The organism is Rhodococcus sp. RCBS9, assembly GCF_029457415.1.
GTDB lineage: Bacteria > Actinomycetota > Actinomycetes > Mycobacteriales > Mycobacteriaceae > Rhodococcus_F > Rhodococcus_F qingshengii.
In genome coordinates this window covers 3,771,074-3,796,274 of record NZ_CP120422.1, presented here as the reverse complement: position 1 = coordinate 3,796,274, position 25,201 = coordinate 3,771,074, and the positions used below count along the sequence as shown (strand labels likewise).

The window sequence follows — 25,201 nt, the reverse complement described above, 5'->3', positions numbered from 1 at the left end:
AGAGTTGGTAAAATCGTGCCAGGTCAACCGATCGCGAGTAACGTCGAAACGGTGAGCACTCGCCTCGGATACCAGATGCCCAACTTCAGCTACGGCGGTCCGGTCAAGGACCTCTTCCCCACCGTCATAGCGCAGGCCCGCGAAGCCGAAGCCGCAGGCTTCGACACTGCATTCGTGATGGATCACTTCTACCAACTCCCCGGAATCGGAGCGCCGGACGCCCCGATGCTCGAGGCCTACTCGGCGCTCTCCGCGCTGGCGACGGCCACCGAGACCATCCAGTTGTCTGCACTGGTCACGGGAAACACCTACCGCAATCCGCCCATGCTCGCCAAGACCGTCACCACCCTCGACGTGGTGAGCGGCGGTCGGGCCATCCTGGGCATCGGCGCCGGTTGGTTCGAACTCGAACACAATTCGTTCGGATACGAGTTCGGAACGTTCACCGAGCGCTTCCAGAAACTCGACGAAGCACTGCAGATCATCGCGCCGATGCTCCGCGGTGATCGCCCCACCTTCGACGGCAAGTGGTACCACGTCAAGGACGCCATCAACGAGCCTCGCGTCCGCGACGACCTGCCGATCCTGCTGGGCGGTGGCGGTGAGAAAAAGACGTTCGGCCTCGCCGCTCGCTTCGCGGATCACCTCAACATCATCTGCGACCCGTCGGAACTGCCGCGCAAGATGGAAGCACTTGCGGCACGCTGCGACGAAGCCGGTCGCGATCCCGCAACCCTCGAGACCAGCTTCCTCACGTTCATGATGATCGACGAGGACGGCGACAAGGCTCGCGCCCATCAGCGAACGTTTCTCGCGGAGCGTGGCCTCGACATCACCACGGCGCCGGAAGACGTGGTCGCCAAGGCCACCGAACGCCATTTCGTCGGCAGCCCGGACGACGTCGCCGAGCAGGTTCAGACGCGCATCCTCGACCACGGCATCGACGGCGTCGTGATCAACCTGATCACCAACGGCGAAGAGCCAGGCATCGTCGACCTCGCGGGCCGCACCCTCGGCCCACTCGTCGGCAAGTAGTTCCCTACTCGCACTTCACGATCGGCACCGGGTCGTACTTGACGGTTCGGGTGTTCGAGGAAATCTCGGCGCCACTCGCGTGGTCGGTGATCACGCGAGTGTCGCTGACCGTGAACCCGGGCGCACCGCTCGAAGCCACACAGCCAGGCCCCTCCGGCAAGGTCACGGTGTTCGGCGACGTCGGCGACGTCCGCGGGCCGGTCGTCGACGTGACATCGACAGTTTTGGTTCCCCAGATCCGAACGGTGATGTTCGACGACGTCGCAATCGTCTCGATCATCACGCCGGTCTTCGCCGGATTACGGAACTGCAGGTCGATCGCACCATCGAAGATGGTCGCCTCACGAGCCTCGGGGTACCGCGAGATGTAGTAACTGTGCTCGGTGTGCGCGACGTCCTCCATACCTGCGAAATACGTCGCGTTGTAGAGCGTCGTCGCGAGCTGGCTGATACCGCCGCCGACAGCCTTGTCCGGGCGACCGTTGTTGATGATCCCCGACTCGATGTATCCCTGCGCCGCACCGCGCGGGCCCGTGTACTCGTTGAGCGAGAACGTGTCACCGGGCTTGATCACGGCCCCGTCGATCTCCGACGCGGCCAGGCCGATGTTCACACCAGACGCGTATTCGAAACCACCGGTAGTGAATTCGCCGATCACCTCGTTGATGCCGAGGGCCTCCGCGGCTTCGGTGGTCAACGCCGGCGGGACCGGTCCGTAAACGGCGGGCGTTGCCCGAGAAGCCGTGCTGCCCAACAGAACCGGAAGTTCCTTGACCGTGTCCGGCCAGTTGATCAGATCACCGACGACACCGGGCACAACCGACGGTTTGCCACCGGCGAAGGTGAACGACGCGTCCTTGGGTTGTACTTCCGTCGACGCCAACTGCGGAGTCAGAATCTTGATCGCAGCATCCGTGTTGTACTGCGGAGTCAGCCCACCCGAGCCGTCGGGTGTGAAGGTCAGAACCTCGCCGATCTGATCGACGCCGAGTGTCGCGACCTTGCCGTCACGGCCGTTGACCACGACGTCACCCGAGACAGCTGGAATAGCGATCTCCTGCAGCGCACGATCGACACCGGCCTGAGTGACCGTCACCGGAACCTCGTCGACCGGAAGATCGACGACGCCACCATCGGACCATTCAGCGGCGAAGGTCGAACCCGCCTGCTGCGTTTCGAGCGCCTGACCGGCAGCGGGCGAAACACCAGTCGCCTTCCCGTTCTCGAACACGACTGCACCTTCGACGGGCGCACGATCGCTGTTCGCCGCGAGCTGCGCCATCGACGCATCCAACGCACCCTGGTCGATTGCCGACACCACGGGCACCTCGCGGGAGCCGAAGAACGACGTGATGCGGGTGATCGGGTTGATGGGCTGAGCGTTCACGCCCGACAGCGTCGCCGACCAGTCGACGTCCACACCCGCAGACGCGGGAACGATCTCGGAGTCGACGCCGCCTGCATGTACCGCTACCGGTTCGACGAGCCTCGGGCCGAGTTGGGCGCGCAGCGTGGCCTCCGCGTCGGCGGGCGTGAGATCACCGATGTCCACCCCGGCGACCTGAGTGCCGCGTGGTGTCTTCCCGGACGAGGTGAAGATGTCCACTCCGTAGGCAATCGCTGCGACGGCAAAGATGGCGCCGACTGCTATCGCCGGTTTGACCCACTTGCGGGAAGACTGCGAAGCGGGCGCCACCGGTTGTTGCGGCGCCGGGGGTGCAACTACCTCTGGTTCTCGGACAACAGGCTCGTACTGCTGCTGGATGGGTTCGAGTTGCTGGGTGTCGTACTGCTGCACGAACTCGGGACGCGGCGGCTTCGGGGGAACCACCACTGCCGGGGGCTCGAACTGCTCTGTCTGCTCGTCGATGGCTTCTGTCGCCGGAGCCGAGTTGACTACTTCCGTCGGCGGTGCGTCCTCCGCTGGGACGACAGGGATGACGGTGGTGACCTCGTTTGCCGATTCGTCGACTGTCGCTTCCGTGGAATCGCTTGCTTCTTCGTCGACAAGCCTTGGTGCTTCGGCTGGTTCAGGTTCTACTGATTCAGCCTCGACAACGGCCTCAGTGTCCTCAGGGGCCTCGGGTTCCTCGACCGACTGGGGTTCCTCGACCGACTGGGTTTCCTCGACCGACTCGGTCTCTTCGACCGCCTGAGGTTCCTCGACCGACTCGAGTTCCTGTTCCGGGAGGGACGAGTCCTCGCTGTTCGTCTTCTCGACGGACGGACCCTCTTCGTCACTCACCTGTTGGCTCCTCGCTGCATCAACCGTCGCTGCGGCGCTCACCGACAACTCAATACAGGATATCCGGACATACGAGAGCCCCGCGCTGCTGCCAGGTCGGGGGTCAGGCAGCAACACGGGGCTGTCATGAATATCGGTAGCTATTCTGCAGCGTTACACGCCTGCGCGAAAAAGTTTGCAAAGAGTTCGGGGATCCGGCCACCCCTCGTGGCCGGATCCCCGATTACGCATCCCCTCGCGACGATCACTGCAGGTGAGCGCAGTTTTCAGTCGCATGGGGAGATTGTGGAGCGGTTACCGCTCGATGATCGCCGTGACACCCTGGCCACCGGCCGCACAGATCGAGATGAGGCCGCGGCCCGAACCCTTCTCCGCGAGCATCTTTGCGAGGGAAGCCACAATACGTCCGCCGGTTGCCGCGAATGGGTGACCTGCAGCCAAGGACGATCCGTTGACATTGAGCTTGCTTCGGTCGATCGATCCCAATGCGCCGTCGAGGCCGAGGCGTTCCTTGCAGTACTCGTCCGACTCGAAGGCCTGCAGGGTTGCCAGAACCACCGAAGCGAAGGCTTCGTGGATCTCGTAGTAATCGAAGTCCTGCAAGGTCAGACCGTTGCGGGCCAGCAAACGCGGGATCGCGTACGTGGGAGCCATGAGCAACCCGTCTTTGCCGTGGACGTAGTCGACGGCAGCGGTTTCGGAATCGACGAGGTGCGCCAGAACCGGAAGATTGCGCTCGGCTGCCCACTCGTCGGTGGAGAGGAGCACTGCAGAAGCGCCGTCGGTGAGCGGCGTCGAGTTGCCTGCCGTCATCGTCGCGTCGCCGAGCTTGGTACCGAAGACGGGCTTGAGCGTCGACAGCTTCTCGACGGTCGAGCCGGGACGGAGGTTGTCGTCGCGGGTCAGGCCGAGGAACGGGGTGACGAGGTCGTCGAAGAAACCGCGGTCGTAGGCAGCTGCCATGTTCTTGTGGCTGGCAGCGGCAACTTCGTCCTGGTCCTCGCGCTTGATGCCGAATTCCTTGGCGGTGATCGCAGCGTGGTCACCCATCGACTTGCCGGTGCGAGGCTCGCCGTTGCGCGGAATTTCCAGGCCGAGCATGCCCGCACGGACGTTGCCGAGCAGCTTGATGCGGTCGCCCGTGGACTTCGCGCGATTGAGGGAGAGCAGGAACTCGCGCGCCTGATCGTTGACGCCGATCGGGGCGTCGGACGTGGTGTCCGTGCCGCCGCCGATGCCGGAATCGATGCGGCCGGCCGAAATGGCGTCGCCGACGGCGATGATCGACTGCAGTCCCGTGCCACACGCCTGCTGAAGGTCGTACGCCGACGTGTACGGGCTCAGCGCGCTGCCGAGAACGGACTCGCGAATGAGATTGAAATCACGGCTGTGCTTGAGCACCGCACCGCCGACGACCATGCCGAGCTTCTCGCCCTGCAGATTGAATCGGCTCACCAGACCGTCGAGCGTCGCAGTGAACATGTCCTGGTTGGACGCCTGTGCGTACGCCTTGTCCGAGCGTGCGAAGGGAATGCGATTTCCGCCGACGATCGCAACCGGACGGCGCTGACCTGCAGAATTTGCAGCGGCTGCGGCCGGTGCAGTGCGCGGTGCGGCGGGCTTTGCATTTGAACGGGCTTTGCTTGTCACTTGCGTCTCCAAGGATGGTGCGATTACCTGTTGAAGACTATTCTTACTCAGTAGTAAGTTACTTGTCTATCGCCGCATTCTTTCGATTGCCCGGTGAGAGACAACCCGAAACACAACAGAAGGTAGGACCGTGGCAGCCAGCAAGGGAGCTCCCGACCTCTATTCACAGTTCCTCTCGTCCGCCCCCGGCGCATTCATCGCGTCGAAGGCCGGCCTGCCCAGGCCCGAGAACCTGCGTCGATACAAAGCAGGAGAACCCGCACTCGCCGGACCTGTCCTCATCGGCGGCAAGGGTCGACTCGCAGAACCACTTCGCGTACTGCTCTCCGACTACCCGGCGGCTCAGGCACACGACAGCAGCTTCGGTGGACTCGTGTTCGACGCCACCGGAATCACTCAGGTCAGCGAGCTCGAGCAGCTGTTCGAGTTCTTCCAGCCCGTGATCCGCAACCTCGCACCGTCGGCTCGCGTCGTCGTTCTCGGCACGACGCCGGAAGAAACGTCGAGCGTCGACGAGCATGTCGCGCAGCGCGCTCTGGAAGGCTTCACCCGCAGCGTCGGCAAGGAGATCAAGCGCGGCTCCACCGCTCAGCTGGTCTACGCCTCCCCCAAGGCATCCACCGGACTCTCCGGCGTGGAATCGACTCTGCGCTTTCTCCTTTCGGCAAAGTCCGCCTTCGTCGACGGCCAGGTCATCGTCGTCGGCGCTGAAGATTCCGTCGCGCCCGCAAGCTGGGACAAGCCGCTCGAAGGCAAGGTTGCCGTCGTCACCGGCGCAGCCCGCGGTATCGGCGCCACCATCGCCGAGGTCCTGGCCCGCGACGGCGCGCACGTCGTCTGCGCTGACATCCCGGCCGCCGGCGAAGCGCTGTCCGAGACCGCGAACAAGGTCGGCGGCACGTCCCTCGCCCTCGACGTCACGGCAGCCGACGCAGCCGAGGTCCTCGCAGCTCACCTCCTCGAGCGTCACGGTGGAGCGGACATCATCGTCCACAACGCCGGCATCACCCGCGACAAGACCCTCGCCAACATGGACGAGGGCCGCTGGAACATGGTCATGAACGTCAATCTTCTTGCACCGCAGAAGATCACCGAGCACCTCGTCGAGAAGGGCGCCCTCAAGGAAGGCGGCCGCGTCGTCGACGTCTCCTCCATCGCCGGCATCGCGGGCAACCGCGGCCAGACCAACTACGGCACCTCCAAGGCCGGCGTCATCGGCCTCGTACACGCCGAAGCTCCCGTCCTGGCGAAGAAGAACATCACCATCAACGCCGTCGCACCGGGCTTCATCGAGACCGCCATGACCGCAGCCATCCCCTTCGCCACCCGCGAAGCCGGCCGCCGCATGAGCTCGCTCCTGCAGGGCGGCGAGACCGTCGACGTCGCCGAGACCGTCGCATACTTCGCCAGCCCGGCCTCCAATGCCGTTACGGGACAGGTCGTTCGCGTCTGCGGCCAGAGCCTCCTGGGCGCATGATGGCAACAAGGACCGTCGCGCTCACCGAGCAGCCGAAGACCCTCGACATCTACTCCCGCGCGGTACTGGGATTGTTGCCGTGGAACAAGTCCAACTCACGCTCGGTGCCACAGCAGACCTTCACCCTCACCGGATTGAAGGTCGACACCGACAATCTGGCGGCGTACTGCCGCGTGACCGGACTGCGGTTCGGCGACACTTTGCCGATCACCTACCCCTTCACCTTGGCCTTCCCGACCGTGATGAAGCTGATGGTGTCGAAGGACTTCCCCTTCGCCGCCGTCGGTTCCGTTCACGCCGAGAACGTCATCGAATCGCTGCGGCCCATCTCCGTCAGCGAACCGCTGGACCTCTCGGTGCATGCCGAGAACCTGCGTGAGCACCGCAAGGGCCTGCTGATCGACGTGATCACCGAAATTCGGGTGGGACGGGAACTGGTCTGGCGACAGACCTCGAGCTTCCTGAACCAGCAGAAGACCTCCCTGTCCGGCCAGCCCGGTCCGGAGCCCAAAGCCGACGAGGTCCCCCCGATGCCGATGAGCACCATCCGCGTCGACCAGACCACGATCAGCAAGTACGCCGCTGTCTCCGGCGACCGTAATCCGATTCACGTCTCGTCTCTGGGCGCGAAGGCTTTCGGTTTCCCGAAGACCATTGCTCACGGAATGTGGAGTGCCGCGGCAGTTCTGCGGACCGTCGAGGGGTCCGTCGCGGACAAGGTCACCTACAGCGTGCGTTTCGGGAAGCCGATTCTGCTACCGGCGACGCTGAATGCCTACGCTGATCGCACCGACGACGGCTGGGATCTGTCACTGCGCCACCCGAAGAAGGGTTACCCGCACGTCACTGCGACGCTGCGCTGACCTGAGTTTTGTCGGGTTCCCACCCGCCCCAATTGAGCGAACGTACCTCTCGGCGCCTTGGATGCGCTGAAAGGTACGTTCGCTCAGATTGGTTTGAGAGCTATTCGGACTTCTTCTTGCCCGACAGACCGCGCCACGCGAGGGATTCGAGTAGATCCGCTGCGGCATCCACTTCGATTTCCCCACCCGCAACCCGGTCCGCTACCGCCTCACCTGCGCCGACGAGCGCGATGGCGATGATCCCGTAATCGTGCGCGGCATCAGGATCCTTGGTGCTGGACTCGAGCAGATGCGCGGTCAACTCGATCAACCGATCGCGACTGGACTGCACGGTGCCCGCAAAAGCCTGCTGCCCGACTGCCTGACGGTAGAGCACCATCCACGACTTGCGGTTTGCGCCCACGAACCCGAGGAAGCCCTCGAGAGCGGCGCGCAATTGTTCACGCGGAGTCAGGTTCGGCGCGCCCGCCGGGGCGAGCGCTTCAAGGAAGCGGAGCCCTTCACGATGAATGCACGCCGCGAACAACTCTTCCTTCGAGCCGTAGTACAGGTACAGCATCGGCTTCGAGATCTCGGCCTTGGCCGCGATGGTGTCCATCGAAGTTTCGTGAAACCCCCTGTCGGAGAACACGTCCACAGCCGCGTCGAGCATCTGCTGCTCACGCACTGCGCGTGGCAGTCGCTTGGTACCGCCGGCCATGCTTCCTCCAACCACAGGGTAAATGTCGATCTTACTCTACGGTAAGATTGCGCGTCGAATCCTGACTTCGACTCAGCAGGTCACGGCACCTTTGGCAGCGGCAACTGTGACCACAGCCTGATCGACCCGCGTCTGCGGAAGCTCACCCGACGCGACGGCCTGCTCGAGATGGTCGAGAACCCGCGGAACGTCGTCGGTGGTCAGCCACAATGCCTGATCGACTCCAGCCACCAGCGCAGCCTGAACCGCGTCGGCAATATCGTATCGGTCGGTGATCGCCTGCATGCCGCTGAGGTCGTCGGTGAACACCGGACCAGTGAACGGCGCTGCGCCGTAACCCACTCCGTCGCGAAGCAACGCGACGGCGGCGGGGCTGATGCTGGCAGGGGTACCGGGCTCGGTCAGACCGGGAACCTCGAGGTGACCCATCATGACGCCGACTCCGGTTCCCGACAGTTCACGGAAGGGAATCAGGTCCGACGCGATCAGATCCTGTAGCGGCGGCGTGGTCACCTCACCGCGGTGCGAGTCACCCGACGCGCTGCCGTGCCCCGGAAAGTGCTTGATCACCGGGAAGATTCCGGCGTCGCGCATCCCCTGCGCGTACGCACCGGCGTAGGCAACCACGGTCTGGGGGTCGTCGGAGTACGAGCGGTCCCCGATCACGGAGTCGTCGGGTTGGCTGCTGACGTCGACGTCGGGTGCGTAGTTGACGGTGATCCCGAGATCCTTCAAACCGCGTCCACGCTCGAGTGCCATCTGGTACGTCTGTTCCACTGTCATGGTCTGCGCCGTTTCCCTGGCCGACGGATCTGGCCCGAGGATGTCCGCGAAGCGCGAAACCCGTCCACCTTCTTCGTCGATCGTCACCATCAACGGCAACTTCGACGCCGAAGCAACCTGCGGCACTTCGCGATTGGTGAGCATCGACTGATCGGTCCAACTTCCGACGAAGATGCCGCCGATCTCCTCGTTCTGCACTATCGACAACGCGTCGTCGGTCCCGGTGACGCCGACGTTGAGCAGCTGGGCAAGTTTCTGACGCAAGGACAGCGAGGCTAGAAGGTCACTACCGCACGACGCGGCGACGGGTGCGGAGCTCGATGCCGCAGGCGTCGACGTGATCTCGGAGGTGGTGCTGGTCGGGGCGCTCGAAACCGGATCGGCGGTCCCGTTTTCGCCCGAGCATCCCGCAACCAACCCTCCGCACAAAGCAATGGTCGTCGCAGCCTTCAGAAACTTGATCCGCATACCTCGACCGTAACGGACCCGGTACCCATACACTCCCTCACGGGCACATCGGGACGGTAGCCTGGAAGAGAACCGATTCCCCCGCTGACGAGGAGGTCGTGATGCCACAAGGTCTGATGCTCATCGCGTACGACGGTTCCGACAACGCCAAGCGTGCAGTCGACTATGCGGGGCGTTTCCTCTCCGCCAATCGTGCTGTTCTCGTCACTGCCTGGGAGCCCATGGTTCGCCAGGCCGCTCGCATGTCCGGCCTGTCCGGGGTGATGCAACCGGAGTGGGTTCCCGACGACGACGTCGAGGACATCGCGTACACCGACGCCAAAGTCACCCTCGCCGAGGGCGTCGCACTGGCCGAGGCCGCAGGCCTGACCGTCGAAGGTAGAAGCGCCGAGTGCCGATCCGCGATCTGGTCTGCAATCGTCGAAACCGCAGACGAATTGGACGTCGACATCATCGTGACCGGCACCCGCGGCACCACGGGTTTGCGGTCGCTACTGCAGAGCAGCGTCGCGGATCATGTTCTGCGTCACAGTCATCGGCCGGTGTTGATCGTCCCTCCGGGGAAGTGACCTTCGCGCATTCCTGATCCGTGGCCGACTAGTGTCGAAAGCACCATGGACGGTTTTGTTCTCTCGCGCCCCGATCACAGCGTGGTCACCCGCGGCGTACGACGCAGCTTCGACAGCTCCGACGCGGCCACCAACGCTCTGTCGGCAGGTACGACAAAGCTGATCGTCGGAGCGCTCCCCTTCGACCCCGCTGCCGCAACGGCGTTGTACGAACCCGCCGAGGCGACGATCGCGTCGCGGCCGTGGCAACCGCGCGATCCCCAGGCCCTGCCCACGACCCGAGTTGACCGGGAGATCCCGTCGTCGTCGGAGCATCTTCGTCGAGTGGAAAAGTTGATCGGACGCCTCCGCAGTGGAGAGATCGACAAGGTTGTCGCGGCTCGCACTGTGGAACTTCGCACGCAGACCCCGATCTCCCCAACCGCGCTCGCCGCACGCATGGCGGCGCTCAATCCCGTCGCCAACACCTTTGCCGTCGACCTCTCTGCTGCGGGAGCCGAATTCGAGGGCCACAGCCTGGTCGGCGCGACGCCCGAAGTATTGGTCAGTCGACGCGGGCGCGTCGTGACGTGTCGCCCGTTGGCCGGGACCACCAAGCGATCCGCCGACGCCGATCAAGACCGCGAGGCAGGCGAAAGCCTTCTGCATTCGACGAAGAATCTGGCCGAGCACGCCTTCGTGACGTCGTGGATCCGCCAGGTCCTGCAACCGATGTGCAGTGATCTGTCGGTGCCGGCAACTCCCGAACTGACCAATACTCACGAGGTCTGGCACTTGGCCAGCCCGATCCGCGGCACGCTGCGAAACGACACTACTGCGCTCGACCTCGCCATCGCGCTGCATCCGACGCCCGCGCTGTGCGGAACACCCACTGACACGGCACTGAAGGTCATCCGCGAGACCGAGGAACCTCGGCGTTTCTACGGCGGCGCCGTGGGATGGTGCGACGAGGCCGGTGACGGCGATTGGGTGGTTGCCATCCGCTGCGCCGAGATCGGTGCAGACGGCTTCACTGCCTGGGCCAGCGCGGGTGGCGGAATCGTCGCCGAATCGGATCCGCAGGACGAACTCGACGAGACGTCCACGAAACTGCGCACTCTGTTGACCGCGCTTGGTGCCGAAACCCTCGACTGACCAGCACGTCACGAGGGTAATCGTCCGGATTCTCGAGTGCGGGTGATACCTTGACCCGAGCAGTTCGTACGGGCCGGTAAGTCCGTCCGACCGCGAACGACCGACTAACGACCAATTGGGAGATCCGCGATGACGAAGTTCCTTGTCCCCGGTGTGGCCAGCGCTGTCATCGGTGCCGTTCTGGGTGCCGGCGTCATCTTCGGTGTCACGGCCGCCGCGTCGGACAACACTCGTCCCGAGATCGACCGCAGCGGAAACGCAGATTCTTCCGTGCTGAACCAGGTTGAGTACGGCAGCCGCTGAGAGCGCAGGCCTCGCGAGTTCCCGTTCTTCCGCCGACGCAGCGGTGTCTTCGGTAGACACCGCCCCGTCGGCAGAGCCCCTGTCGAAGCGGTGGCTGTTCGGCGCCTCCGTCGTAGCGTTTCTTCTCACTTTTCTGCAATCGCCGGGTCTGATCACCGCTGACACCAAGTACGACCTGACGCAGAATCCGTTCGGTTTTCTCGAACGCGCCTCGCATCAGTGGAGTAGTCAGGCCCCGCTCGGCCAGGTTCAAAACCAGGCCTACGGATATTTCTTTCCGCACGGGCCGTTCTTCGCGCTCGGCGAGTTGGCGAACGTTCCGCCGTGGGTCACCCAGCGCATCTGGTGGGCGCTGCTTCTGATCGCAGGTTTCTGGGGCATCATCCGAGTTGCCGAGGCTCTCGGCATCGGCAGCCGTAGTTCGCGCGTGATCGCAGCAGTTGCCTTTGTTCTTTCTCCCCGCGTGCTGACCACGCTCGGTTCGATTTCCTCGGAAACCCTTCCGATGATGTTGGCGCCGTGGGTGTTGTTGCCGGTGGTTTTGGCCTTCGGCCCTGTGCGTGGAAAAGGAGTCCCTGGACTCCCTGACCACTCACGGGGGTTGAGGCGGTTGGCCGCACAATCCGCACTTGCCGTCGCACTCATGGGTTCGATCAACGCCGTCGCCACCGCCGCGGCCTGCCTGGTCGCGATCATCTGGTGGCTCTCGCACAAACCCAACCGAACATGGCTGACGTTCACCGCGTGGTGGGCGCTGTTCGTCGCTCTCGGCACCCTCTGGTGGATCGTGCCGCTACTTCTGCTCGGCAAGATCAGCCCACCGTTTCTCGACTACATCGAGTCCGCCGGTGTCACCACTCAGTGGGCATCGCTCGCCGAGATACTTCGCGGCACGGACAGTTGGACCCCGTTCGTCTCCCCCGAACGCATTGCCGGCGCCGTCCTGGTCACCCAACCCGCAGCAGTCGTCGCCACCGGCCTGGTTGCCGCCGCCGGCCTCGCCGGGCTCTGCATGCGGTCCATGCCTGCTCGCGGCCGGCTGACGCTCATCCTGTTCGTCGGTATCACCGGCCTGGCCGCGGGTTACTTGGGTGAACTCAGCTCGCCGGTGTCGGAGTCGGTGCGCCTGTTCCTCGACTCGGCAGGCGCGCCGCTGCGCAACGTCCACAAGCTCGAGCCGTTGGTCCGTCTGCCGCTGGTGCTCGGACTCGCACACCTGCTGGCCAAAGTGCCACTGCCGGGATCGGTTCCACTCGCCCGATGGCGCCGCGCGTTCGCCCATCCCGAGCGCGAACCGATGGTCGCACTGACCAGCCTGATCCTCGTTGCCCTCACCCTCTCGACCGCCTTGGCCTGGACGGGAAAGCTCGCTCCCCGCGGTGCGTATCCGGACGTCCCCTCGTACTGGAACGAGGCGGCGCAGTGGCTCGAGGACAACACCTCCCCCGGATCGGAAGCCGAACGTGCCCTGGTCGTCCCGGGAGCGCCCTTCGGCAGCCAGGTGTGGGGTCTGACGCGTGACGAACCGCTTCAGGCGTTGGCGAGTACCCCGTGGGCAGTACGTGACTCGGTCCCGCTGACCCCTCCCGGCGCCATCCGAGCGCTCGATTCGGTGCAACGTCTCATCGCCGACGGACGTCCGTCGGACGGCCTCGCACAGACCTTGCTGGGGCAGGGCATCCACTACCTGGTGATGCGCAACGACCTCGACGGCGAAACGTCGCGCTCGGCCAGACCGATACTCGTGCACCAGGCGGTCGAAGGCTCGCCGGGGATCAAGCGAGTCGCCCACTTCGGTGAAGACGACAGCCCCGAACCGATCGAAGGGCTGATCGCGGACAGCGATCTGCGGCCCGGTTACCCAGCCATCGAGATCTTCGAGGTCACCCCGCCCGACGGCACCCCGGCGGTCAGCGGCCCGTACTCCGTCGACCTGAACCAGGTTCCGCGTGTACAAGGTGGGCCGGAATCGTCTGTGCGACTTCACGAAAGCGGGCTGGTTCCGGGGACCGGGCCGATGATTCTTGCCGCCGACGCCGAAGCTGCGGGACTGCCCGTCGATTCTGTCACCGTCACCGACACACCGCGCGATCGGGAAACCGATTTCGGTCAGGTCGACAACCACAGTTCCGCCCTGCGCACCCCCGACGACGCTCGTCGTACCTACAATCTGGTGCCCGACTACCCGGTTGCGAACACGCCTCTCGTGGAAGGCCGTTGGAGCGGAGCTTCGATCACCGTCTCCAGCGCCGCCTCGGATGCCACCCAGCTGGGCGGCACTTCACCGTCGAGCAGTCCCGCGTCGACGGTCGACGGCGATCCCGCCACCGGCTGGTTCAGCAACGGCATCGAGCGAGCCCTGGGCCAGTGGTTGCAGATCGACTTCGACACACCGATTTCCAGCGGGTTGCTTCATCTGACCACCAGTGCCGCGGCAATCGGTGCTCCCGTCAAATGGCTCGAGGTCTCGACACCGAACGGCAGCACAGCGGTGAAGGTGGAGCGTCCCGGTGAGCCCATCACCGTCTCGATCCCGGGCGGCACCACTCCGTGGGTACGCATCACAGCGACTCACACCGAAAACGGATCGCCTGGAACACAGTTCGGCATCAGCGAACTCTCCGTCGAAGACTTCTCCGATCGCAGCGCACCGAAGACCGTACCGATCCGTTTCGACACGGTCCTGCCGAATACGCCGACGGGCGCATCCGTGAACGCCTGGAATCTGAGCCAGGAGTTCCCCGGTCGCAACGCGTGCGCGGACTCGACCGACCGCGTGCGGTGCAGCAATGCATTCATGGCGATACCCGAAGAGCCGAGCCGTTTCCAACGCACACTCACGGTGCCCGAAAATACAGTCGTTGCACCGACACTGACCGTCCGGGCGCGTCAGGGCAACGCCCTCGAAGATCTGCTTTCCGTCCCCGGCCGAATCACGGCTTCGGGTTCGAGCGACATCGGCGACACACGCGGATCTGCCTTCGCTGCCACCGACGGCGACGCACGCACCACGTGGTCGGCGCCGCAGAGCACCACCGAACCGGGCGGCCCGAAACCGACGCTGACTCTCAATCTTCCCGAGCCGACCCTGGTCACCGGCCTGGACATCACGCGGGGACTCGGCACCCTGCCGTCGCTGCCGACCAGCGTCGCGGTGAATCTCGGCAACGGGCCGCAGGTGCGAGAGCTGCCCGAACCCTCGGACGATACGCCTCGAACCATTCGAATTACCCTCTCCCCCTTCGTCACCGACAAGATCGTCCTGAGCATCACCGATTGGGAACCGGTCCTCGATCAGACGGCGCTCGGCTTCGCCCAGGCGCAGCCCACCGGCCTCGCCGAGGTCGGCGTCATCGGTGCCGACGGAACCCCGATCGCCGGTTCGGGAGTGCAGGGCTCGGACTCATTCGACAACCGCACCGTCACCGTCACCTGTGGCGATGGCCCGACCATTTCGGTTGCCGGACAGCAATTCCCCACCTCGATCACGGCGACGGCGACGCAACTTCGGACCGGCGCACCCGTCGAGGCACGTGTGTGCGGTCTGGACGCTTCGGCGACTTTGCCGGCGGGACAGCCTGAAGTGGTCGTCGAACCAGGCCCCGCATTCTCGGTCGACAATCTCGACCTGACGGCGGTCGGTCCTTCAGCCGCGCAGCGGAATACACCGCTCGAATCGACCGCGTGGACGGCGAATCACCGCGAACTCACCGTCACGAACTCGTCCATCGATCAGCTGATCGTCAATCCCGAGAGCACCAGCATCGGTTGGATCGCCACCGCGCCGGACGGTTCCGAGCTGACGCCGGTGGTCGTGAACGGTTGGCAGCAGGGCTGGATCGTGCCGGCAGGCACCGCGGGAACCGTCACCATCGACTTCCCCAGCGACCGTTGGTACCGCCTCGGCATATTCGGCGGGCTCGTGTTGCTGATCCCGCTGCTGTTCGCGGCACTTGTCCCTACGCGCCGAGAGCCCAAGTCCCTCACACCACCCCGTCCGTGGCGCAGCGTCGCGGCAGGATGGGTGGGCGTGCTCGCGGCGGCCACCGTCATCGGCGGCGGAGTGGGAGCGGCGATCGCAGTTGTGTGCTCGATCCTCGGACTTGCCGCGCTGCGAATCTTCGGCCCGGCTCGGACCGCACGCATTCTCGTCGGCACCGCCGGCGTGGCCGCGATGATCGGCATCACGCTGCTCTCGACCGGACCGTGGCGAGCACCGGGCGGCTATGTGGGCGACTCGTTCGCGATTCAGTTCTCGATGTTGGTGGCCTTGGTCGTGACCGGGTTGGCCGCGTTGCCCTTTGCCGGTTCACCGATATGGCGGCGCTTCTCCCAGCGCGTCACCGCGACGCGCGCCGGTTCCTCCACCAAGGCGTAACTGGCCGAGGCCACAGCGACGCTCAGGACGACCGTCAGCGCCAGGACGTAGAAGAAGCTGCCCGAGAACGGAACTATGCCGAACACGGGGAACACAGCGTTCAGTACGGCCAGGTGCCAGATGAACAGGCCGTAGGACCAGCGTCCGATTGCCAGCGCCAGCGGGCTCGCCAGGAATCGATGCTGCGATTGATCGCGCAGAACCAGTGGAGCGATCAACGAGAAGCTGATGATCGCACCGAGTGCAATCTTGATCGCGTACTGCCACGGCTCAGGCCGCACCAGACCTTCGGGCCCGGCCAGATCGGTGCACGAGAGAACGAAGGCCACAAACGCAACAAAAGTCAGGAGCACCCGCCGGTGCGCGAGGCGATGCATCCACGTCGACGGGCCCACGGCCAACTCGGCCAGCACCATGCCTGCGCCGAACCACGGCAGGTAGCCCGGCAGCCAGTTGTCGTGGTGAATGGCGTCCGGAGTCGGGATCGGAATGAAAGCCCACGTCAGCGCCAACACCGACACCCCGAGCAGAAGCGGTAGCCGGAACCGGGCCGAGTTTCCGCGTAGTCGCACCATCAGATACGCGAACAGCGGCAGCAGAACATAGAACGCCACCTCGACCGACAGGCTCCACATCTGCGTGAGGCCCTCGGTGAGTGTCAACGGCACGAAGACCTGCGCCAACCCGAGATTCGCCAACCACACTTGGTAGCCCCCGCCGGCACCGGGCAGGAACAGCAGGATCAGGACCACTGCCACCCAGTACGCCGGCAGAATGCGCGTCGCGCGGGAGATCCAGTACCGGACGGTCGACTGCGGCTGCCCGATTCCGCGGGCCTTTGCCGCGTGGGGGCGCCACAGGAGAAATCCGGACAAGGCAAAGAACACCGCTACGGCGAGATCGAGTCGACCGAACGCGCGCCCGATCGCGCCGGACTGCGCTTCACCGGTTTGGAACGCGACATGGGTGACGAGGACACCGAGCGCCGCCAATCCACGCATACCGTCCAAAGCCGGAACGAAGCCCCGAGCCTGTGGCGGGACCGTCTGAGGGGAATTCGTGGAACTGATCATCACGGATAAGTGTGCACCCCAGGCCGATTGAGGGAAACCACCAGGGACTCACAACAAAATGCCTGGCCAATTCATGCCCTCATGCGACAAACCGGGCCGGTGGACTGTTAGTGTTCTGCCACACATGGTGTCCATCGGGGGCCCCATGCGATCTGCGCAGCTCATATTGTGCCGGTTGGGGAACCTCGAAAGACTTAACGGGTTAGGAGTCACAGCATGGCGGAACGCTCAGGGCCGAGCCGGATACTTCCTTGCATTCTGGTGGGCCTCGGTGCCTTCCTTTTGGCCATCGCCATCCTCATTCCTACCTACACGGTAGGCAAGCTGGAGAAGACGCCACTCGACCTCGAGGTGACCACTGTCGCCACAGGCACCGGTAGCGTCCTCAACTCGGCGGCCCTCCTCGGCGGAAAGGCACAGGTCGACACCAACGTGCCGATCGTCGCTCAGCGCTACGTCACCACGCAGGACCCGTCCGACGCCGACATCATCACCGTCGAAGCCGGCCAGACCGTCCGTCGTACCGACAAGCAGGGTGACACCGGACTGCTGACCGCAACCCTGGACCGCGTCACGCTCGATCGCGTCAGCTCGATGCCGACCAACGATCCGGTCGGAACCGTCCAGACGTCCAGCGACCAGCCCGCCGAAGAAGTTTCCCGCGACGGTCTGCAGTACAAGTTCCCGTTCAACACGGAACAGAAGAGCTACCCCTACTTCGACCTGAACGCTCGCGCCACGAAGGACATCGACTTCGTCGAAGAGACCGAGATCAACGGGCTGAAGGTGTACCACTTCCAGCAGACGATCGATCCCGTCGACCTGTCGAAGGTCGTCAACTCCCCCACCAACAAGCTGAGCCTGCCCGCCGACACCTGGGGCGTTCCCGGTGGCGCTACTCCGATCACGATGACGCGTTGGTACACCAACGTCCGTGACCTGTGGGTCGAGCCCAAGACCGGCGTCGTCGTCAAGGGCCAGGAGCAGTTGCACCAGTACTACGGACGCAACAAGGACTCGGTCGACGTCGAGGTTCTCAAGGTCACGCTGCCCTTCGACGAAGCAACCATCGAGTACCAGGTCCAGCAGGCACGTGACGGCATGGACAAGCTCTCGCTGTTCGGCCGCACAGTCCCGATCGTGGCAGGTGTGCTCGGCGTCATCGCGCTGATCGCCGGTATCTTCCTCGGCATTCGCGGCGGCAAGGGCGGAACTCCGGCCCGCGCTGCACACGGCGGAACGAACCAGAATCCCAGCGGCCAGGGCTCGCCCGAGCCGGCTCCGGGTGAGCACGACTGGACCTCGGACGACACTCAGGTGATTCCGCGTCCGGATCTGCGCAAGGACTGATTCAGACAGTAAGCAGAGCGCCCCTTCCACACGGAAGGGGCGCTCTGCTGCGTTTCGGGGCTTTGTTGCCGGATCGGCGTACGGATTGGCGCAACGGGTCGTTCCCTCCGCGTGGTTGCGGGCTTAGCGTTTTCTGGAAGTCCAGACCACCCCGAACACGAGGAGCCACATGCCCGCATCAACAGTTCTGGGTTCGCACATCCGTGTCAGCGATCTGACGCGACGGAGGTTTGTTGTCGGCACGGCTGCATTCTCCGGGCTGTTCGCCGCCGGTTGCGCGACGTCCGCCGGTACCGAGGGCGATTCGGCCGGGATGCGCACGGTCACGACCTCGCTCGGAACCTACGACATTCCGGTCACCCCGAAGCGCGTCGTCGCCATCGACTCCAGACTCGACCTCGAACCAGCCGTTGCGATGGGCCTGCCGGTCATCGCGTACAGCTTCGACGCCGCCGAGCCGTGGGTTCCGGCCGATCCCACGGCACAGGTGTTCGAGGCACCGGTCAACGTCGAGGCAATTCTCGCGCTGGAACCGGACCTGATCATCTGCACCGACATCGGTGAGGCCTCCGACATGTGGCCGCTACAGCAGTTGAGCCAGACAGCGCCTGTGCTTCCGATGGACTTCACGCGCCCGTGGCGCGAGAACATCGATCAGCTGGCGAGTTGGCTGAATCGCACCGAGAACCCCGACGTCCGTCAGGTCATCGGAGCGTACGAGGACAAGGCAGCCGGATTGAAGGAACGCCACGCCCCGAGCTTGGCGAGCAAGCAGATCGTGCTGCTGAACTACGTGAATCAGAAGGTCAACGGCGTCAACCGCAAGGGCATCTCCACACAGGTGGCCGAAGACCTCGGCGTCCAGCTCCAGTGGCCGGTCGAGGGACAGAAGGAGATCTCTACCGAAAACCTCGTGACTGCCCTCGACTCGGCCGACGGAATGATCGTCACCACCCCGCCCGGCGTGGATCCCGTCAGCGACGACCGCGCGATGTGGAACCGTATCCGCGCAGTACAAGGCGACAACGTCGTCTACACGGGTGGGAACATCAACTACGGATCCGTCTACACCGCGATGCGTACGCTCGACTACTTCGACGATTTGTTCACGCGTCTGGAGAACTGACGCCGGTGTGAGGTGCCGGCCGGGCGCGGTCGGCACTTCGCACTGCGGCGACGGACACCGCCAACGCCGTCGTCGACGCAACCACCACGGCGACGCCGATCAACTCTCCCGGCGTCTTCGCCCACACCAGCATCACCGTCGCCTCCACGGCCAGTCCTGCCCACGCCAAAAGGGCCACTCGCGTGCGTTCTGACGCGATTGCGGACAGCAAAGCACCCTGGAGTACCGCCAACGCTGCACCGTGCAGAGCGAAGGCCCACAGCATCGGAGCCACGGCGGCGTACGCGTCGCCCACGAGCATCGGCACCAGCGGGCCGGCAACCGCGGCCCCCAGAACCAGGACGGCGCCGATACCGACGAGCACCGCCAACGCCGAGCGAACCGCCTGCGCCGAGTGCGCCGGGTTCGCCATCTTCGGGTACAGCACGACGCCCACTGCCTGTGGCAGCCAGAACGCCACCTTCGTCGCGACGGCGCCGAGTGCGTAGACACCGGCGTCGTATTCGCTGAGAACGACACGGACGATCAGCAGGTCCAGCGAAGACAACGCGATCAGCGCGAGCTGAACCTGAGACGCCGCGAGCACGGAGACGACGCCGGTACGCACCGGACGGTCCTCGCTCACCGAGACGGTTCGGTCGACCACTCGAACTATCGCCACCAGCAACGCAGTTCCGGCCGCGCCCGCGACCAATGCCGCGCCTGCTCCGCCGCCGAAAGCCAGAACGATCACTGCCGGAAGGACTTTCATCACCCCGGCCCCTGCCAGTACGGCGCTGAGAGTGCCGAATCGACCGTGTCCTTGCAACAACCCCTGCTCCGTGGCCAGCAGAACCAACATGGGCGCAGTCACCAATGCCGAGAACGACGCCACGATTCCGGTGTCGAGCAGCCACGCCATCGCCGGAGTGAGCGCCACCGCGAGGACGGCGACGATCGCGGTGCATCGATACCCCAACGACCGCAACGCATCTGTGCTCTTGCCACGCACCGCCTCGCGGGCGACCACCGTCTGCAACGCCAAAGCCGGAACCGCAAGTACCAACTGGGCGGCAAGCAGACTCGCGAACTCGCCGTAGCCGACCGGACCCAACCATCGGCTGGCCAACCAGGCCAACAGGTACGACGCGACATTGGCCGTCATCGATCCCACCAAAACCATGCCGACCCCGGCCGCGGCGGCGCGATCGAGTGGTTGGCGAGGCATGGCAGTAATGATGCACCACGTATCGTGCGCGTCATGACAGTGCAAGCCGGATACCGCCGTTACCTGCCTGCGGCGTACAGCCTGGCGCTGGCACTGTTGATCCTCGGACCGCTGCTCGGCCCCGGCTACCTCCTGCTGCGCGACGCCGTCAGCACGCCGCGCTCGTACCTGACCGACTCCGCTCTCGGACTCACCGATGCCGCGGCCCGCGCCGTTCCCCAGGACGCGCTGATCGCAGCGTTGAGCACCGTGATCGACGGCGGACTGGTGGTCAAGTTCATCCTGCTCGTGGCGCTCTGGCTCGCCGGTTGGGGTGCGGCACGCATGGTCGCCGTCCTACTGCCGACGGCCGGTGTCGGTCCACAACTCGTCGCGTCGACGGTGATGCTCTGGAACCCCTACGTGGCCGAGCGCCTGTTGCAAGGACATTGGAGCCTGCTGACCGGATATGCCGCACTGCCGTGGATCGTGTGTGCCGGAATCGGAGTTCGCCGAGCCACGCCCGGGTCCTGGTGGGCGTTGGCCGCGTCACTGGCATTCGCGGGCCTGACACCTACCGGCGCTCTGCTCGCTCTGACGGCCGCACTGGTGGTAGTTGCCACCCCCGGAGGCCGAACCTCGGCCATGCGGCGTGTCTGCGGCACTATCGGACTGTTCCTCGTCGCCGCCTCGCCGTGGTTGGTAGCCACCTTCGTATCCGGAGCAGCAGGCGACGGTTCCGATCCGGCGGGAGTCGCCGCCTTTGCCGCCCGAGCAGAACCGGGACTCGCGACGCTCGGCAGCCTCGCCGGTCTCGGCGGTATCTGGAACTCGGCAGCGGTACCGTCCACGCGCACAACACTCTTCGCATTGGTGGGAACAGTTCTTCTGCTTGTCGTGGTGTTTGCCGGTATGCCCGCTCTGTGGCGCCGACGCCGGAACCCCGTTGTCAGTGGACTCGGCGCGCTGGCCCTGTTCGCGGTGCTCGCTCCGACCCTGGGCGCTACTCCGTGGGGGCTCGACGTCGGCCGATGGTCGGTCGAGGTGTTCACCGGCGCCGGTCTACTGCGTGACGCCCAGAAGTGGGTCGCGCTGGCCGTACCGTTCTACGCACTCGCTGCCGCCGCCGCGGTGATGTGGGCAGGCAATCGGTTCTCCCTTCCCCGCCCGACATTCTCGATCGCCGCCGTCGTGGTGACGATCGTGGCGCTACCGGATCTGGTGTGGGGTGTCGGCGGCGCGTTGAAGCCCGTGCACTATCCCGGGTCCTGGACCGTGGTGGCCGAGCAACTACGAGACGAAACCGGTGACGTTGCAGTGCTTCCCGCCGGGATGTTCCGCGCCTTCCCCTACAGCGGTGATGCGCCGGTACTCGATCCAGCACCACGCTTCCTACCCCTCGACGTGCTGCAGACCGGCCAACTGGTGGTTGCCGGTGGTGCTGTCGGCGGTGAAGGAACCCGGGCCACTCGGGTCGAGGACCTACTGCTGGCCGGCGGAAGTCCTACGCAGTTGGCCGATCTCGGAGTCGGATGGGTACTGATCGAGCGCGGGACACCAGGTCAACTCGGCAACTCGGCAACCACGCTCGACGGCTTGGAACAGGTCTTCGCCGACAACGATCTCGCGCTATTCCGAGTACCGGGAGACATTGCCACGCAGGAAGCCTCGACCAGTGCCCGAACTGCCGTCATCGCTGCGCATCTCGCGTGGGTACTGATGGGTGCGATCGCGCTGATCTCAGTCGGACTGAACCAGAACCGAATTCGACTCGCGCGGCGCGGCCAGTCCTGAGACCCACCGACCGTCCTTGTGCGCGGTCAGCACCTCGAGCACTCCGGTGCCGGTCTGCTCCCAGGAGAACTCACCGGACCACACCCGAGCTTTCTCACCGAGCACCATGCGAAGTTCGTGGTCGCGGAGCAGAGTGCCGGCAGCCTGCGTCAGATCGGCGATGTCGCCGTCGCCGGCATTCTCGCCCCCGACCAGAAGGCCCGTCACTCCGTCGACGATCGAGTCGGTCAGACCCTTCGAACTGCGGTAACCGATCGTCGGAACACCGTGCTGCGCAGCCTCGATGACCGCCAGGCCCCACCCTTCCTTCCGCGAAGGCATGAGGTGGATCCACGATTGCGCCAGCAGTTCGTGTTTGCGAGCCTCGTCGACGTGGCCGTAGAACGAGACGGCGTCACCGATCCCCAACTCGGCGGCGCGATCGCGCAGGTTCTGCTCCCACCAACCACCACCGATGACGTCGAGATGGATGTCCGGAAGCGTAGGCCGCAGGGCTGCGACCGCTTCGAGTGCGTCCTCGATCTGCTTGTGCGGCACCAGCCGTGAGAGAACCGAGATGGTGGGACGCTCGGCCCTGGTGATCGATCCGCCCGCGTCGACGCCGACGGGGAGCCGATCGGCACCGTTGCGCACCACGGCAATTCGTTCGCGCTCGACACCGAGATCTACCAATTCTTCCGCTGAGGGAAGCGACACCGTCAGATACTGACTACGTCGATGGGTGCGCGGTGACAATCGCGATTCGACCCACCAGCCGATCCGACCGACGAGCTTGCCTGCCACCGGCCACTGTTCACGATGGCAGTGATGGACCAGAAGCGTGACCGGCGCACCCGCCACGGTCTTGGAGAAGAAGGGGATGCCGTTCTGAGTGTCGATCACCGCGTCGGGGCGAATGCCCTTGAGCGATCCGAAACCCAGACGTCCGGCGGCAATGGCGGCCAGAGCGCGGGGGTACACGCTGAAACGTCCACCGGCCCGGCTGATCGTGATGCCGTCTCGAACCTCCGACGCGGGCGCCCCGGGATACGACGCCGTCCGCAGCGTCACCTTGATACCGCGCTCGGCCAACTGGGATCCGACCTGCTCGAGGTAACGCTCGCTTCCACCGCCCTGGGGATGCCCGGTATCGCGCCAGCAGAGCAACAGAACCTCGCGCACGTGCGTTACTCCCTGAGTTGGTCGGTGGCCACCCCGGTTCGGGCGATCCTGCGGGATGCCCCGCCTGACCGGCCGGTAACCCTGCCGAACACCCTAACTGTTCGAGCGTCGGTATTGCCGCGCTCCTGACGGTGTTCGTGGACCGGGTGCCCCAGTGGCTAAAGTTGCTACCCGTGACCAAGCCCGCAGTGACCCGCATTTTCGGCCGACGGGCAACCCTGAAACGCTCGTTCGGCCTGCTCAGCGACTTCCGCCACGAGCAGTCCGCGCCCGACATCTTCTACGGCGCGCTCGCGCGCGACTCCGTCGAATTGATCTCGGACCTGCACGAAGGTCACACCGGACGATCCCTCGACGGTCTCACCGTCCTCGACGTCGGCGGTGGTCCGGGCTATTTCGCGGAGGTCTTTCAAGCCGCAGGTGCCCGCTACATTCCCGTCGAACCCGATCCGTCGGAGATGCATGCTGCGGGTCTGACCGTGGGCGGCGCGGTGCGTGGATCCGGTTTGGCACTGCCGTTCCTGGACTCGTCCGTGGACATCTGCTTCTCCTCCAACGTGGCCGAACACGTCAGCGAGCCCTGGCTGATGGCCGAGGAAATGCTGCGCGTGACCAAGCCCGGCGGCTTGATGGTTCTCTCGTACACCCTGTGGTGGGGTCCGTTCGGCGGCCACGAAACCGGACCGTGGCACGCGCTGGGCGGCGAGTACGCAGCCAAGCGGTACCTCCGCAAGACCGGGCGCGAACCGAAGAACAGATTCGGGGTGTCGTTGTTCAAAGTCGGCGCCACGGACGGCTTACGCTGGGCCCGTGGAACCAGCCAGGGCACGTTGCTCGCCGCGATCCCGCGCTACCACCCGTCGTGGGCGTGGTGGATGGTCCGAGTCCCCGGTCTGCGGGAGTTCCTGGTGAGCAACCTCGTCGTGGTTCTCGAAAAGCGATAGCGACATGCGCCTCGCAGTCGACATCGGTGGTACCAAGATGGCTGCCGGGGTCGTGTCCGAGGACGGCCGCGTTCCCGTGTTCGACAGCGTGCCGACGCCGCAGACCGACCCGTGGAGAGCGTGTGCGGCGCTGCTCGAACGAGTCGCAGACGGCCGAGAGGTCGACGGTGTCGGCATCGCGTGCGCCGGGCCGGTGGACACCGTCGCCGGCGTTGTCGCTCCCATCAACATCACCGAGTGGGCACAGGGATTCGAGCTCGTAGCGGGCGTCCGCAGCGTCTTTCCCGATGCCGGAACCGCCCTCGCCATGGACGGAGCCGCAGCGGCATTGGCGGAGTTCCACCACGGCGCCGGACGCGGAACCCCGAACCTCCTGAGCCTGGTCGTCTCGACGGGAATCGGCGGAGGAATCGTTCTCGGCGGTGAGATTGCTCGGGGTCGCACGGGGAACGCCGGTCACATCGGCCACCTCGTCGTTCCAGGATCTTCCGAACCGTGCAGCTGCGGGGGCGTCGGCTGCCTCGAGACGGTGGCCAGTGGACCGTCCGCGGTGCGATGGGCTCGTAGCCAGGGCTGGTCGGGAAACACCGGCCGTGAACTAGCCGAGGGTGCACGCAGCGGCGACGCGATCGCCGTGGACGCGCTTCACCGTGCAGGCACGGCGCTCGGTGGTGCCATCGCCTCGGCGGCTGCCCTCCTGGACGTGGACCTCGCGGTGATCGGCGGCGGTTTCGCCCAGTCGGGTACACCGCTGTGGGAACCGATGCTCGACGCGGCTGCCCGACATGCCCGTTTGTCGTTCGTCGCCGGGCTCCGGATCGTTCCCGCCGAGCTGGGTGGCGCCGGAACTCTGACCGGTGCGGGCTTGCTCGCGCTCACCGCCGTTATCTGACACGCGTTCTTCCCCGATAAATCCGCAGGGAGTCCCACTAAACGGGTGCCACCTGTTCCCAATTTCTGTA

Annotated in this window: 18 protein-coding genes and 1 pseudogene; 12 read left to right on the top strand and 7 right to left on the bottom strand. The window is 65.0% G+C overall.

All coding sequences use genetic code 11. From position 1 onward, the window contains the following. The first annotated feature begins 51 nt into the window (after nt 1-51). Nucleotides 52-1,035 (top strand): LLM class F420-dependent oxidoreductase, encoded by a 984-nt coding sequence (locus tag P0M12_RS17775; RefSeq protein WP_007734562.1) that lies wholly within the window; start codon nt 52-54, stop codon nt 1,033-1,035. 4 nt (nt 1,036-1,039) lie between these two features. On the opposite strand, the gene P0M12_RS17770 is transcribed toward P0M12_RS17775, so the two are convergent. Together P0M12_RS17770 and P0M12_RS17765 are read right to left on the bottom strand one after the other, a co-directional pair. Next, nucleotides 1,040-3,280: a VanW family protein gene (locus P0M12_RS17770; protein ID WP_277376648.1), complete on the bottom strand. Its 2,241-nt coding sequence runs from the start codon at nt 3,278-3,280 to the stop codon at nt 1,040-1,042. 294 nt (nt 3,281-3,574) lie between these two features. Next, nucleotides 3,575-4,930, bottom strand: coding sequence for an acetyl-CoA C-acetyltransferase (locus tag P0M12_RS17765; protein ID WP_277376647.1), 1,356 nt, complete (start codon nt 4,928-4,930; stop codon nt 3,575-3,577). 130 nt (nt 4,931-5,060) lie between these two features. Between P0M12_RS17765 and P0M12_RS17760 the strand changes: the two genes are divergently transcribed. After that, nucleotides 5,061-6,407, top strand: coding sequence for a 3-oxoacyl-ACP reductase (locus tag P0M12_RS17760; RefSeq protein ID WP_277376646.1), 1,347 nt, complete (start codon nt 5,061-5,063; stop codon nt 6,405-6,407). Beyond that, nucleotides 6,407-7,270: a MaoC/PaaZ C-terminal domain-containing protein gene (locus P0M12_RS17755; RefSeq protein WP_064443183.1), complete on the top strand. Its 864-nt coding sequence runs from the start codon at nt 6,407-6,409 to the stop codon at nt 7,268-7,270. The genes P0M12_RS17760 and P0M12_RS17755 overlap by 1 nt, the downstream gene beginning before the upstream one ends. A 100-nt stretch (nt 7,271-7,370) precedes the next feature. On the opposite strand, the gene P0M12_RS17750 is transcribed toward P0M12_RS17755, so the two are convergent. Both P0M12_RS17750 and P0M12_RS17745 read right to left on the bottom strand, forming a co-directional pair. Further along, the gene (locus tag P0M12_RS17750) at nt 7,371-7,970 is read right to left on the bottom strand and encodes a TetR/AcrR family transcriptional regulator (protein ID WP_003945885.1); all 600 of its coding nucleotides are present in this window, start codon (nt 7,968-7,970) and stop codon (nt 7,371-7,373) included. Between the two features lie 72 nt (nt 7,971-8,042). After that, nucleotides 8,043-9,221 (bottom strand): glycoside hydrolase family 3 N-terminal domain-containing protein, encoded by a 1,179-nt coding sequence (locus P0M12_RS17745; protein ID WP_277376645.1) that lies wholly within the window; start codon nt 9,219-9,221, stop codon nt 8,043-8,045. A gap of 101 nt (nt 9,222-9,322) precedes the next feature. Between P0M12_RS17745 and P0M12_RS17740 the strand changes: the two genes are divergently transcribed. The 4 genes from P0M12_RS17740 to P0M12_RS30425 all read left to right on the top strand — a co-directional run bounded on the left by P0M12_RS17740 (nt 9,323) and on the right by P0M12_RS30425 (nt 15,605). After that, nucleotides 9,323-9,790 (top strand): universal stress protein, encoded by a 468-nt coding sequence (locus P0M12_RS17740; RefSeq protein WP_058039142.1) that lies wholly within the window; start codon nt 9,323-9,325, stop codon nt 9,788-9,790. 45 nt (nt 9,791-9,835) lie between these two features. Continuing rightward, a complete protein-coding gene (locus tag P0M12_RS17735) occupies nt 9,836-10,924 on the top strand; it encodes an isochorismate synthase (RefSeq protein WP_118602748.1) in 1,089 nt (362 codons plus the stop codon). Nucleotides 10,925-11,053: 129 nt separating this feature from the next. Continuing rightward, nucleotides 11,054-11,227 carry a DUF2613 domain-containing protein gene (locus tag P0M12_RS17730; RefSeq protein ID WP_003945488.1) on the top strand — a complete coding sequence of 58 codons (174 nt, stop codon included), beginning with the start codon at nt 11,054-11,056 and terminating at the stop codon, nt 11,225-11,227. Between the two features lie 43 nt (nt 11,228-11,270). Continuing rightward, nucleotides 11,271-15,605, top strand: a complete 4,335-nt coding sequence (locus tag P0M12_RS30425; RefSeq protein WP_346772266.1) for an alpha-(1->3)-arabinofuranosyltransferase — start codon at nt 11,271-11,273, stop codon at nt 15,603-15,605. Here P0M12_RS30425 and P0M12_RS17720 read toward each other — a convergent pair. After that, nucleotides 15,563-16,678 (bottom strand): annotated as a pseudogene (locus P0M12_RS17720) (acyltransferase); the annotation flags it as partial. The gene P0M12_RS30425 and the pseudogene P0M12_RS17720 overlap by 43 nt on opposite strands. Before the next feature lie 216 nt (nt 16,679-16,894). Between P0M12_RS17720 and P0M12_RS17715 the strand changes: the two are divergent. Continuing rightward, nucleotides 16,895-18,028, top strand: a complete 1,134-nt coding sequence (locus P0M12_RS17715) for a DUF3068 domain-containing protein (RefSeq protein ID WP_007734539.1) — start codon at nt 16,895-16,897, stop codon at nt 18,026-18,028. Nucleotides 18,029-18,197: 169 nt separating this feature from the next. After that, the gene (locus P0M12_RS17710; protein WP_277376643.1) at nt 18,198-19,154 is read left to right on the top strand and encodes an ABC transporter substrate-binding protein; all 957 of its coding nucleotides are present in this window, start codon (nt 18,198-18,200) and stop codon (nt 19,152-19,154) included. On the opposite strand, the gene P0M12_RS17705 is transcribed toward P0M12_RS17710, so the two are convergent. Then, nucleotides 19,135-20,361, bottom strand: coding sequence for a polysaccharide biosynthesis protein (locus tag P0M12_RS17705; RefSeq protein WP_277376642.1), 1,227 nt, complete (start codon nt 20,359-20,361; stop codon nt 19,135-19,137). The two genes, P0M12_RS17710 and P0M12_RS17705, sit on opposite strands and share 20 nt — an antisense overlap. Before the next feature lie 33 nt (nt 20,362-20,394). Between P0M12_RS17705 and P0M12_RS17700 the strand changes: the two genes are divergently transcribed. After that, nucleotides 20,395-22,134, top strand: coding sequence for a hypothetical protein (locus P0M12_RS17700; protein ID WP_277376641.1), 1,740 nt, complete (start codon nt 20,395-20,397; stop codon nt 22,132-22,134). Here P0M12_RS17700 and P0M12_RS17695 read toward each other — a convergent pair. After that, the gene (locus P0M12_RS17695) at nt 22,081-23,295 is read right to left on the bottom strand and encodes a glycosyltransferase family 4 protein (protein WP_007734528.1); all 1,215 of its coding nucleotides are present in this window, start codon (nt 23,293-23,295) and stop codon (nt 22,081-22,083) included. The genes P0M12_RS17700 and P0M12_RS17695 overlap by 54 nt on opposite strands. A 173-nt stretch (nt 23,296-23,468) precedes the next feature. Between P0M12_RS17695 and P0M12_RS17690 the strand changes: the two genes are divergently transcribed. Both P0M12_RS17690 and P0M12_RS17685 read left to right on the top strand, forming a co-directional pair. After that, nucleotides 23,469-24,239 (top strand): class I SAM-dependent methyltransferase, encoded by a 771-nt coding sequence (locus P0M12_RS17690; protein ID WP_003945692.1) that lies wholly within the window; start codon nt 23,469-23,471, stop codon nt 24,237-24,239. Between the two features lie 4 nt (nt 24,240-24,243). Then, nucleotides 24,244-25,131, top strand: coding sequence for an ROK family protein (locus P0M12_RS17685; RefSeq protein ID WP_277376639.1), 888 nt, complete (start codon nt 24,244-24,246; stop codon nt 25,129-25,131). The last annotated feature ends 70 nt before the right edge of the window (nt 25,132-25,201 follow it).